At 63.3% G+C, this 11,145-nt stretch carries 12 protein-coding genes; 10 read left to right on the top strand and 2 right to left on the bottom strand.

Annotated elements, in window-relative coordinates; all coding sequences use genetic code 11:
- Positions 1 to 8 precede the first annotated feature (8 nt).
- Entirely contained in the window at positions 9 to 431 is a 423-nt protein-coding gene (locus tag Q0O05_RS09310) for an FKBP-type peptidyl-prolyl cis-trans isomerase (protein WP_293662398.1), read from the top strand.
- 20 nt (positions 432 to 451) lie between these two features.
- Here Q0O05_RS09310 and Q0O05_RS09315 read toward each other — a convergent pair whose 3' ends face one another.
- Positions 452 to 1,594, bottom strand: a complete 1,143-nt coding sequence (locus tag Q0O05_RS09315) for a M14-type cytosolic carboxypeptidase (RefSeq protein WP_293662378.1) — start codon at positions 1,592 to 1,594, stop codon at positions 452 to 454.
- A 61-nt stretch (positions 1,595 to 1,655) separates the two neighbouring features.
- Complete coding sequence (locus Q0O05_RS09320; protein ID WP_293662380.1) at positions 1,656 to 3,164, bottom strand: M48 family metalloprotease; 1,509 nt, start codon at positions 3,162 to 3,164, stop codon at positions 1,656 to 1,658.
- Positions 3,165 to 3,493: 329 nt separating this feature from the next.
- Between Q0O05_RS09320 and Q0O05_RS09325 the strand changes: the two genes are divergently transcribed.
- The 9 genes from Q0O05_RS09325 to Q0O05_RS09365 all read left to right on the top strand — a co-directional run.
- Positions 3,494 to 4,771, top strand: coding sequence for a PQQ-dependent sugar dehydrogenase (locus Q0O05_RS09325; protein ID WP_293662382.1), 1,278 nt, complete (start codon positions 3,494 to 3,496; stop codon positions 4,769 to 4,771).
- Between the two features lie 103 nt (positions 4,772 to 4,874).
- Positions 4,875 to 5,189 carry a cytochrome c gene (locus tag Q0O05_RS09330; RefSeq protein ID WP_293662384.1) on the top strand — a complete coding sequence of 105 codons (315 nt, stop codon included), beginning with the start codon at positions 4,875 to 4,877 and terminating at the stop codon, positions 5,187 to 5,189.
- Between the two features lie 61 nt (positions 5,190 to 5,250).
- Positions 5,251 to 6,663: an ATP-dependent RNA helicase DbpA gene (dbpA, locus tag Q0O05_RS09335; protein ID WP_293662386.1), complete on the top strand. Its 1,413-nt coding sequence runs from the start codon at positions 5,251 to 5,253 to the stop codon at positions 6,661 to 6,663.
- 119 nt (positions 6,664 to 6,782) lie between these two features.
- The gene (locus Q0O05_RS09340) at positions 6,783 to 7,019 is read left to right on the top strand and encodes a hypothetical protein (RefSeq protein ID WP_293662388.1); all 237 of its coding nucleotides are present in this window, start codon (positions 6,783 to 6,785) and stop codon (positions 7,017 to 7,019) included.
- A gap of 92 nt (positions 7,020 to 7,111) precedes the next feature.
- Positions 7,112 to 8,308 (top strand): ABC transporter substrate-binding protein, encoded by a 1,197-nt coding sequence (locus tag Q0O05_RS09345; RefSeq protein ID WP_293662390.1) that lies wholly within the window; start codon positions 7,112 to 7,114, stop codon positions 8,306 to 8,308.
- A gap of 16 nt (positions 8,309 to 8,324) precedes the next feature.
- The gene (locus Q0O05_RS09350) at positions 8,325 to 9,245 is read left to right on the top strand and encodes a branched-chain amino acid ABC transporter permease (protein ID WP_293662392.1); all 921 of its coding nucleotides are present in this window, start codon (positions 8,325 to 8,327) and stop codon (positions 9,243 to 9,245) included.
- Positions 9,238 to 10,209, top strand: coding sequence for a branched-chain amino acid ABC transporter permease (locus Q0O05_RS09355; protein ID WP_293662394.1), 972 nt, complete (start codon positions 9,238 to 9,240; stop codon positions 10,207 to 10,209). The genes Q0O05_RS09350 and Q0O05_RS09355 overlap by 8 nt, the downstream gene beginning before the upstream one ends.
- Positions 10,206 to 10,982 (top strand): ABC transporter ATP-binding protein, encoded by a 777-nt coding sequence (locus Q0O05_RS09360; RefSeq protein WP_293662396.1) that lies wholly within the window; start codon positions 10,206 to 10,208, stop codon positions 10,980 to 10,982. Before Q0O05_RS09355 ends, Q0O05_RS09360 begins: the two co-directional genes overlap by 4 nt.
- Positions 10,979 to 11,145 (top strand): ATP-binding cassette domain-containing protein (locus Q0O05_RS09365; RefSeq protein ID WP_293662400.1); only part of this gene is annotated, 167 nt, incomplete at its 3' end. The genes Q0O05_RS09360 and Q0O05_RS09365, both read left to right, overlap by 4 nt.

Raw genomic sequence — 11,145 nt, forward strand, 5'->3', positions numbered from 1 at the left:
TCCTTCGAATTTCCTGTGCCGCTCTGGCTTTGCTGGCCCAGAGTGCTTCCGCGCAAAACGCTGTAACCGCGGCTGCCGCCAAGGAGCAAGGCGCTGTCGTCACCTCCAGCGGGCTGGTGTACCGCAGCCTGAAAGAAGGTTCCGGACCCGGCCCCAAAGCCACCGACAAGGTCACGGTGCACTACCAAGGCACCTTCCCCGACGGTCGGGAATTCGACAGCTCCTACAAGCGCGGCCAGCCGATTGACTTTCCGCTCAACGGGGTGATCCCGTGCTGGACCGAAGGCGTGCAGCGCATGAAAACCGGCGGCAAGGCCAAGCTGACCTGCCCCCCTGAGATTGCTTACGGCGCACGGGGCGCCGGCGGTGTGATTCCACCCAATGCCACACTGGTGTTTGAGGTGGAGCTGTTGGGCATCAACGGCAAGTAAGCCGCCCGGCCTTCAGGCGCCTAAACAGACCACTGCAGCAAGGGCTGCAGGACGCTGGCGCCCAGCTTCTTGGAGCGATGGCCGCTCCAGCCGACTACCGGATCGGGCAGGTTGGCGTTGTCCTTGAAGGGCATTTCCACCGTGAGCGCCAGGCAGCCAAAGCGCTGGGCGATCCAGTTGGTGGCAAGCGCCAGGTTCGCCTGACCGGCGGCCACGCGGCCGTAGTTCAGGGTGTCCTGAAAGTCGGGGCAGGCGCGCATCCAGGCGGCTTTGAAGTCCTCCTCGAGTTCGGCAATGCGCGGGGTGTAGCGCGGCGTGCCTTCGGAGCCGGCCACAAAGTTACAGGGCAGCGCCTCGTCGCCATGCACGTCAAGGCACATGTCCAGGCCGGCGGCCTCCATCGCATCGCGCACCAAATAAACCTCGGGCGAGCGCTCCATGCTGGGCGCGGCCCACTCGCGGTTAAGGTTGGCGCCGGCGGCATTGGTGCGCAAATTGCCCAGCACCGCGCCGTCGGGGTTCATGTGGGGCACCACATAGAACTCGCAGCGCTGCAGCAGGGTCCGGCTGACCGAGTCGTCGGCATCCAGCAGGCGCTCCAGAAAACCCTCGATGAACCACTCTGCCATGGTCTCGCCGGGGTGCTGCCGGGCAATCACCCAGACCTTCTTCTTGTCTTCTGCGGCAAGCAGGCTCTGACGGTCGGCGATGTGCAGCAGGGTCATGTCGCGTCCCTGCACAGTGGCGCCCAGGCGCTGCACGGTGACCAGCGGCGAGGCCGCGGCGGAAGCCAGCAAATCCAGATGGTGTTCGTAGGAATACGGCTCGAAATAGGCGAAATACATGGCATTTCCCCGAGGCGTCACGCGGGCGGTGAGCACCGCGCCGTCGTAACTGGTGTCGATACGGCTCCAGTGGTGGCGGTCTTCGCTGGCGACCACCCGGTAGCCCTCCCAGCCCTTGGGGTAGGCGCACTCGGAGGCGTTCATGAAGCGCAGGGTCACGTCCTGCCCGGCGGCGCCATGCAGGCAAAAGTGAAACCACTGGGCGAACTCGGCCGCCGTGTCGGGGCGTATGCGCAGCTGAATGTCGTGCGCCGCATCAATCTGCAGCACCTCGATAGCGCCGGAATCGAAGGAGGTGGATATGGACAGGGATTTCATGGTGTTTTAGGGCTTTAACCCATACTGGATATGCGCGAGCAGCTATTGAAAATATAGCAAATTACTGCGGCACCACGACCTTGACCAGCTGCCCCCGCGCCGGCTCGCCGCCGCCGTAAAAGCCATTGATCAGGCGCAGCTGCTGCTCGGGCCGCGCGATCGGCGAGGTTCTGGCCAGTTCGGCAAATCCGCCTGCGGGGTAAGGCACGGTTTTGATGACCCAGGGCCTGGCGGCGGCACGGTCTGCGGCTGTGATCGCTCGAAAACTTCCCTCGGTCTCGCGCAGCGCCGTGCGGGCGCGGGCCATGGCGGAGGCATCCCTGGCGCTGCTTTGCAGCAGGTACACCTTGTCGCGCGGGCCGTTGATGACGGTGGCCTCCAGCGGCACCTGTGCGCCGCTGGAACTGGTGCGAAAGCCCACAAAGCGCGAAGCCTGCAGGCCGTTGATGGTGGTCGCTTCCAGGCGGCCCTGGGTGGGTTTGACCATCGCACGCACCACCTCAGCGGGGCTCTTGCCGACGTCGGCAGGTACCGCCCGCATGATCAGGGCCGCGTCGCCCGACGGGCTCACCACCGCAAGCTGCGCGGACTCGTTCTGCAGGTTCCAGCCCGCAGGCGCGGTCAGCGCCACACCCAGCGCCTCGTGGTAGAAGTTGCGCCCGCGCACCAGCCCTTGCTCAGGGTTGTCGCCGAAATGCAGGTTCTGCAGGGCCGTGAGGTAGCGCTGGCGGCCTTCATCGTTGTAGCGGTCTTTGCCTTGGTACTGCTCGGCCAGGCGGGTGATGGCGTCGAGCCGCTGGTCGTTGCTGGGGTGCGAGGCCAGCCAGTCGCCTTTGGCGGGCGCGGGGCGGCCATCGGCCTTGGCCTGCTCGGCGGCAAACAGTTCCTGATTCTTGAGTACCTTGATCACATCGACCATGTTTTGCGGGTCGTATCGGGTGCGGTAGAGGTATTCGGCACCCAGACCATCGGCCTGCAGCTCCTGCTCGCGCCCGTAGGACGCGATGTAGCCTGCGGCCACGGTTTGCGACACCTGCCCCGCCAGCTGGCCGGCGCCGCTGTAGCCCTGGCTCTCGAGCACCGCGCCCAGAATGTTGGCCGCCAGCACACCGAGGCCCGCGTTCTGCTGGCTGGTGGCACGCTGCGCGCCATGGCGGGCGGTCACGTGTCCGATCTCATGCCCGATGACGCCGGCCAGATCGGCCTCGCTTTCTAGATAAACCATGATGCCGCGCGTCACATACACATAGCCGCCCGGCAGGGCAAAGGCGTTGATCTCGGGGCTGTCCAGCACAGTGAAGTGCCATTTCAGCTGGGTGCGGTGGCTTTGCGCGGCAAGCTTTTGGCCCAGGGTGTTCACATAGCCCTGCAACGCCGCGTTCTTGACCACACCGTATTCCTTAAGCACCTCCCGGTGCCCCTTGACGCCCTCAGCCAGCTCCGCCTCTTCGCTCATCACCGAACGCTCGGCCTGGCCGCTCACCGGGTTGACAACCTGCGTGCCGCAGCTGGTCAGCAGCAGGGCGCCCAGGGCGTAGGGGATAGCGAGGGCGGTGAAGCGGTTTTTCATGGCGTGGACGGGTCTGGTTGCTTCTTCATTCTAGGCAGGGCGCGCGGTGGCGTGCTTTTATGTCGCTCTGACGACAAGTTGGCCCTGCCATTCGGCTGCAAACCCCTGTGACGCCTGGGTTCGTGGACCAAGGGCGCCGGGGTTTGAAATTTATTTCAGCATTTTTTGCATAAATAGCCGGGCGTTTGTAGTTGCCAAGGTGTCACTTCACGGGTTAACCCTGTTTCCGCGGGGGCCTAAGGTTCCTACATTGGACATGGTCCTCAGCACATTTCTGAAATTTGTTCGGGGCAACTGAGAACTGTTGTCAAACCATAAAAGGAGATTCCGTGAAACTCGTCAAACTGACCTCAATGGCTGTGGCTATCGCAGCCTTAGGCTTCGCTTCTGCCCAAGCCGCAGACGCAAACCTGTCCACCCTGCAACGCATGGGTAACACCGCCACCAACATGGTGATTCCTACCGTTCCACAAGAAGGTAAGAATGCCGACGCTATCCGCGCCAACCTGAAAAAGATCAAGCTGCCCGAAGGCTTCAAGATCGACCTGTACGCCGTGGTGCCTGATGCCCGCTACATGGCCGTGGCTCCTTCCACCAACATGCTGTTCGTCGGCACCCGCAAGACCACCGTCTGGGCTGTGACCAACCGCAACAACGGCGACGCTGCCACTGAAGTCAAGCCTTTCGCTCCTTCCATCAAGTTCAGCAACCCCAACGGCGTGGCATTTACACGTGACGGCTTCCTGATCGTTGCCGAATCCAACCGTATCCTGCACTTCCCCGCAGCCGAGTACTTCTATGAAGGTCCGGACGTGGCAGTGGGCGTGGTCGTTCCTGAAGGCAAGCTGATCCCCGTGGAAGAACAATCGTTCAACCACACCGGTCGCGTTGTCAAGGTCGACAAAGACGGCAAGATCTACGTGACCCTGGGCCAGCCTTACAACGTGCAACCTGCTGACAAAGTCGCTCTGTATGACCAAGTCGGCATCGGCGGCATCGTGCGCTACAACGGCCTGGACGGCTCCGGACGCACCGTGTTCTCCAAGGGCATGCGTAACCCCGCCGGCCTGAGCATTGGGCCTAAGGGCGACATCTGGGCTACCGACAACCAAGTGGACGGTCTGGGCGATGACATTCCTCCAGGCGAGCTGAACAAAGTCTCCAAGCAAGGCGAACACTTTGGCTTCCCGTACTACAACGGCCGTTTCAAGGTTGCCGGCTCTGCTGCAGCGCCTGACCTGAAGGACATGAAAGAGCCCGCTGGCCACGTCTTTCCTCAAGTCGAGTTCCCTGCCCACCAAGCCCAACTGGGTCTGGCTCACTACACCGGCACAGCCTTCCCCAAGAAGTACCAAGGCGGCCTGTTTGTGGCTTCCCACGGTTCCTGGAACCGCACCACACCTAGCGGCTACCTGATTAACTTCGTGCCTGTGAAGGCCGATGGCACTGCAGGCGCCTCCGAAGTGTTTGCTGACGGCTTCCTGGACAAGGCTACCGGTCGCGCTCTGGCACGCCCTGTGGACGTGGCCAACCTGCCTGACGGCTCTATCCTGGTGTCCGATGACTACGCTGGCGCGATCTACCGCATCAGCTACACCGGCAACTGATAAAGCGGCACAGCACGGGCCCAGCGCCCGTTGCTGAGGTGTTTTTTGGGGCCCTCTCACCAGGGCCCCAATTTTTTGATTCACTCGTTTTCACCTGTCTGATATGAAGAAACTACTCATTGCATTGTTGGCCTGCAGCAGCCTCACCGCCTTTGCCGACGATGTGGCCGCAGGCCGGGCCAAGTCTGACGCCGCATGCGCCTTGTGCCACGGTGCAATTGGCATTGCCACCCTGCCCAACGCGCCTAGCCTGGCGGGCCAGTCCGCCATCTACGTCAGTGAGCAACTGAAGAACTACCGCAGCGGAAAGCGCCAGAACGCAGTGATGGGCGTGATTGCCATGCAACTCACGGACGCCGACATCAGCAACCTGGCGGCCTGGTTCAGCGTCATCAAGGTCACGGCCGAAGCGCCCTGAATTGTTGGTCTGACATTCGCGTCGTAGTGGCGCGGGCGACAGCGGGGCCGATAATCCCTGCATGTCCGCACTCCCCGCCCGCTTCGACGCGCTCCCGCTCGCACCCGCCACACTCGCCAACCTGCAGCAGCTCGGCTTTGAGGCGATGACGCCGATTCAGGCTGCCAGCCTGCCTGTGGCACTGGCCGGGCACGACCTGATCGCGCAGGCGCAAACCGGCAGCGGCAAGACTGCTGCATTTGCACTGCCCCTGCTGGCCAAACTCAATCCGCGCTGGTTTGCGGTGCAGGCCCTGGTGCTGTGCCCCACCCGTGAGTTGGCCGACCAGGTTACCGCCGAGATCCGCCGCCTGGCGCGCGCGCAAGACAACATCAAGGTCGTCACCCTGTGCGGCGGGGTGGCCTTACGGGGCCAAAAGGCGTCGCTCGAGCATGGCGCCCACATCGTGGTGGGCACGCCCGGCCGCATCATGGACCACCTCGAGCGGCAGACACTCACGCTCGAAGGCCTGAATACGCTGGTACTCGACGAAGCCGATCGCATGCTCGACATGGGCTTTTTGGAGGACATCGTGACCGTGGCTCGCCAATGCCCCGCAGAGCGGCAGACTTTGCTGTTCTCTGCCACCTACCCCGAGGGCATCGAAAAGCTCGCCCGCCAGTTCATGCGCGACCCGCAGCAAATCAAGGTAGACGCACCTGCCGCCGACAGCACGATTGAGCAGCGCTTTTATGAGGTGGACCGCGAGTCGCGCCTCGCGGCCGTCGGACAGCTCTTGCACAGCCTGCGCCCCACCAGCACCATTGCCTTTTGCAACACCAAGCAGCAATGCAACGCATTGGTAGACCTGTTGGTGCAGCAAGGTTTTGTGGCGCAGGCACTGTATGGCGACCTCGAGCAGCGCGAGCGTGACCAAGTGCTGGCCCAGTTTGCCAACCGCAGCTGCTCGGTGCTGGTGGCTACCGACGTGGCCTCCCGCGGGCTCGATGTGAAAGAGCTGGATCTCGTGATCAACGTGGACATCACCCCGGACCCAGAGGTCCATGTTCACCGCATCGGCCGCACCGGGCGCGCGGGCGAGAAAGGGCTGGCGGTCAGCCTGGCCAGCATGCGCGAGATGGGCGCGGTGGGCAAGATCGAGCAGTACCAGAATGCCCCATCGGTGTGGCACAAGCTCGACGAGCTCAACCCGGCACAAGAGGGCAAACCGCAGGCCCTGCAACCCTTGCTGCCGCCGATGGTGACGGTGCAAATTGCCGGCGGCCGCAAAGAAAAAATCCGCCCCGGCGACGTGCTGGGCGCGCTCACCAGCCCCGAGGGCGGCCCCGCCTTCACCCGCGAGCAAATCGGCAAGATTCAGGTCACCGAGTTCTGCACCTTTGTCGGCGTGGCACGCGACCAGGCCCAAGCCGCCTGCAACAAACTCAACGCCGGCCGCGTCAAGGGCAAGAGCGTGCGGGCGCGCTTGTTGTAAGGCTTTTTCCTACACGTTTTACAGCGTGTGTCTGACTCCACTTTTTGGGGTGCGTGGCTACAGTTCTCCCATGTGCCGAGGTCTCTTGACCAAGGACAAGCAACCACCGGAGGACACCCATGAAATCCACGACCCCTACGCTCAATCCGTTCAGCCTGATGATGGAACCAGAATTGGTTCTGCAGACCATGGAGCGCTCACAGCAACTGCGCGGCCTGCGCCGCCACAAGCTGCGCCCCCTGGACAAGCCGCTGATTCCGTACACCAAAGAAGCACTGGCAGCCCGCGCCGCCTTTGATGCCGCAATCGACGCCGAAGACTTCGAAGCGAACGCCGACAGCTACCTGCTGAACTGAGCGCCGCAGCTGCTTTCTGTGGCGGTGCAGCAGAAAGCGCGGGATGTAGGACCGATAATGAAATGGTCCAAGCATCTATAAGGAAGTCTGCAATGCACCTGTCCCGTTTTGCCCCTCTTCGACTGGCTTTGGCCGCCGCACTGGCTGCCTCCATAGGCAGCGCGTCAGCCCAATCGAGCGAGCCCGTTCGCGTCGGCTTGCTCAGCACATTGTCCGGTCCCGGCGCAGGCCTGGGGGTCGATATCCGCGATGGTTTTCAGCTCGCCATCAAGCTCAACGGCGGCAAACTCGGTGGTCGTGCTGCCGAAGTCATCGTGGCCGATGATCAGGCCAACCCCGAAGTCGGCCGGCAAACTGCGGATCGGCTGATCAAGCGGGACAAGGTCGACTTCATGACCGGCATCGTGTTCTCCAACGTCATGCTGGCAGTCGGACCACCCACCTTTCAGAGCAAAACTTTCTACATCAGCGCCAACGCCGGCCCCTCGCAGTACGCCGGCGAGCAGTGCAGCCCCTATTTCTTCAGTGCCTCGTACCAGAACGACAACATGCACGAAGCGGTGGGCAAAACGGTGACCGACAAGGGCTTCAAGCGCGTAGCGCTGATTGCGCCCAACTACCCCGCAGGCAAAGACGCACTCACCGGCTTCAAGCGCTTTTACAAGGGTGAAATCGCGTCTGAAACCTACACCGCGCTGAACCAGCTGGACTACGGCGCTGAACTCTCCAAGCTGCGCGCCACCAAGCCCGATGCGGTTTATATCTTCCTGCCCGGCGGCCTGGGCATCAACTTCATCAAGCAATTTGTGGGCGCCGGCCTGTCCAAAGACATCACGCTCTTCGGTCCCGGTTTCTCGGGCGATGAAGACGTGATCAAGGCCGTGGGCGATCCGATGCTGGGCATGTTCAACACCTCGCAGTGGGGCCACGACATGGACAACGCGGCCAACAAGAAGTTTGTGGCCGAGTTCGAGAAAGAATACGGCCGCCTGCCCACGCTGTACGCCGCCCAGGGCTATGACGCCGCCCGCCTGATGGACGCTGGCGTTCGCGACAGCAAGGGCAAGCTGGACGACAAGGCCGCGGTCAAGAAGGCCCTTGAAGCCGCCAAGTTTGACTCGGTGCGTGGCGCCTTCAAGTTCAACACCAACCACTTCCCCATCCAGGACTACTACCTGCGCGTCATCACCCGCGATGCCAAGGGCCGCGTCACCAACCGCACCCTGGGCGCGGTATTTAAAAACCACGCCGACGCCTACGCCGCCAGCTGCAAGATGCCCGGCCTCTAAGGCCTGAGGCGCGCGCATGAGCGGAATTCTGCTGCTGGAGCAGGCCCTGAATGGCCTGCAGCTCGGCCTGATGCTGTTTTTGCTGGCATCCGGGCTGACACTGGTGTTCGGCATCATGGACATGGTGAACCTGGCCCACGGCTCGCTCTACATGGTGGGCGCCTACCTGATTGCCACAGCCACACATGCCAGCGGCTCCTACTGGTGGGGCCTGGCTGCGGGTGTGGCGGGCACCGCCCTTTTCGGGGTGCTACTCGAGGTGTCGGTGCTGCGACAGCTCTACCGGCGCGACCACCTCACCCAGGTGCTGGGTACGTTTGCCATCCTGCTGATGTGCAACGAGGCGGTGCGCATGGTCTGGGGCTCCCAGCCTTTGTCCCTGAACCCGCCGGCCGCTCTTTCAGGCCCGGTGGAGTTGTTGCCGGGCTTTTTCTATCCGGCGTTCCGCCTGCTCATCATCCTGGTGGGTCTGGCTACCGCGGTGGCGCTCTACCTGCTGGTGACCCGCACGCGTGTAGGCATGCAGGTGCGAGCCGGCGCATCCAACCGCGACATGGCGCTGGCCATGGGCACCAACGTGCAGCGCCTGTTCACCGCGGTGTTCGGGCTGGGCGCTGCGTTGTGCGCGTTAGCGGGCGGCATGCTCGGACCACTGCTCTCGGTGCAGGTGGGCATGGGCGAAAGCATTTTGATTTTGGCCTTTGTGGTCATTGTGATCGGCGGCATTGGCTCCATCCGCGGAGCGCTGGTCGGCGCGCTGCTGGTGGGCATGGTTGACTCCGGCGGGCGCACCCTGCTGCCAATGGTGTTCGAGTCGCTCTTCGGGGCCGCGCTTGCGGCCGATGCGGCGCCGGCGGTGGCCTCCATACTCATTTACCTGTTGATGGCTGCGGTGCTCTTCTTCAAGCCGCGCGGCTTGTTCCCCGCCCATGGTTGATTCAGACAGCAAGCGCACCTCGCTACACCACACCCTGCACCTTCGGGCTGCTGTGCCAGTGCTGATCGTGCTGCTGGCCTTGCCACAGATCACCGCCGCGTTGCACGCCGAGTTCTACGTCACGCTGGCCACCCGGATTGCCATTTTTGCGCTGGCTGCCAGCAGCCTGAATTTGATCCTGGGCTTCGGCGGGCTGGTGAGCTTCGGGCATGCGGCCTTTGTGGGTGCCGGCGCCTACACCGTGGGCATCCTGATGCAGCACGGCACGGTACCAGCCCTTGTCGCCTGGCCCATTGCCATGCTGGTAAGCGCGGGCCTGGCCTGCTTCATCGGCTTCGTCAGCCTGCGCACCCAAGGCGTCTACTTCATCATGATCACGCTGGCTTTTGCGCAGATGCTCTACTACCTTGCGGTCTCCCTCAAAACCTATGGCGGCGACGACGGCCTGCCGCTGGCCGGGCGCAACACCTGGGCCGGCATCGCACCCGATGACACCGCGCTCTATTACCTCGCCCTCGGTGCGCTCACACTGTGCCTGTTGTTCACCCAGCGCCTGCTCAACGCCCGCTTTGGCCAGGTCCTGCAAGGCCTGAGAGAAAACCCGGTGCGTATGCAGGCGCTGGGCTTTCCCGTGCTGCGCACGCAGCTCACCGCCTTTACCCTGGCGGGCGCGATGGCGGGCCTGGCCGGCACACTCTTGGCCAATCAAGGCGGGTTTGTCAGCCCGTCCATGATGCAGTGGAGCCAAAGCGGCATGCTGATGGTGATGGTGATTCTGGGTGGCGTGGGCCACCTGTATGGCGGCGTGCTGGGTGCTGCCGCTTTCCTGCTGCTTGAAGAAGTGTTGGGCCACACCACCGAACACTGGCAGCTGGGTCTGGGTGCCATGTTGCTGGCGGTCGTGTTGCTGGCACCGCGTGGTTTGGCCAGCTTGCGCAGCGTGTGGACGCGGAGTCAGGCATGAACACCGGCGCAACCCCCTTGCTGCAGATCGACACACTGGTAAAGCGCTTCGGCGCCCTCTGCGCCACCGACCACGCCAGCCTGCAGGTGCACAAGGGCGAGGTGCACGCCCTGATTGGCCCCAATGGCGCTGGCAAGACCACGCTCATCCACCAGATTTCGGGCGCGCTACAGCCGGATTCCGGGCGCTTGCTACTCAACGGGGCAGACATCACCCGCCTGCCCATGCACGCCCGGGTAAAGCGCGGTCTGGCCCGCTCGTACCAGATCACCAACGTGTTTTTGCGCCTGAGCGTGCAGAACAACCTGGCCCTCGCCCTGCAGGCAGCGGCGGGCAGCAGCATGCGCTTCTGGCGCCCGGTGCACACCGAGACCCAGCGTATGCAGGCGGCAGCAGATGTGGCTGCGCGTGTAGGTTTGCAGGCCCAACTGCAACGCACGGCAGGCGCCTTGTCGCACGCCGAGCAACGGCAGTTAGAGGTGGGCTTGGCGTTGGCCAGCCGCCCGCAGTTGCTGGTGCTGGACGAACCATTGGCCGGCATGGGGCCGGACGAATCCCAGCGCATGGTGGCGCTCCTGCATTCTTTGCGCACCGACACCACCCTGCTGTTGGTGGAGCACGATATGGACGCTGTTTTTCAGCTGGCCGACACCATCTCGGTGCTGGTCGGCGGCCGAGTGATTGCCAGCGGCGCGCCAGAGGCCATCCGCCAGAGCGCCGAGGTGCAACGTGCCTACCTTGGCGACGAGACCCTTCAGCAGGCCCGCGCATGAGTTCTGACACCCTGCTCGACATCCAAGGCCTGGAGACGGCCTACGACAACAGCCAAGTGCTGTTCGGGCTGGATTTGCAGCTCCAGTCGGGCGCCACATCTACCCTGCTGGGCCGTAATGGCATGGGCAAAACCACCACGGTGCGCAGCATCCTCGGCCTGAC

This window comes from Rhodoferax sp. OV413, assembly GCF_945881795.1.
GTDB lineage: Bacteria > Pseudomonadota > Gammaproteobacteria > Burkholderiales > Burkholderiaceae_C > Allorhodoferax.

Excerpts from the sequence above, each read along its gene's own strand:
- Q0O05_RS09355 (WP_293662394.1), top strand. The coding sequence starts at position 9,238 with ATGGTTGATTCAGACAGCAAGCGCACCTCGCTACACCACACCCTGCAC.
- Q0O05_RS09350 (WP_293662392.1), top strand. The coding sequence starts at position 8,325 with ATGAGCGGAATTCTGCTGCTGGAGCAGGCCCTGAATGGCCTGCAGCTC.
- Q0O05_RS09315 (WP_293662378.1), bottom strand. The coding sequence starts at position 1,594 with ATGAAATCCCTGTCCATATCCACCTCCTTCGATTCCGGCGCTATCGAG.
- dbpA (WP_293662386.1), top strand. The coding sequence starts at position 5,251 with ATGTCCGCACTCCCCGCCCGCTTCGACGCGCTCCCGCTCGCACCCGCC.
- Q0O05_RS09340 (WP_293662388.1), top strand. The coding sequence starts at position 6,783 with ATGAAATCCACGACCCCTACGCTCAATCCGTTCAGCCTGATGATGGAA.
- Q0O05_RS09320 (WP_293662380.1), bottom strand. The coding sequence starts at position 3,164 with ATGAAAAACCGCTTCACCGCCCTCGCTATCCCCTACGCCCTGGGCGCC.
- Q0O05_RS09360 (WP_293662396.1), top strand. The coding sequence starts at position 10,206 with ATGAACACCGGCGCAACCCCCTTGCTGCAGATCGACACACTGGTAAAG.
- Q0O05_RS09330 (WP_293662384.1), top strand. The coding sequence starts at position 4,875 with ATGAAGAAACTACTCATTGCATTGTTGGCCTGCAGCAGCCTCACCGCC.
- Q0O05_RS09345 (WP_293662390.1), top strand. The coding sequence starts at position 7,112 with ATGCACCTGTCCCGTTTTGCCCCTCTTCGACTGGCTTTGGCCGCCGCA.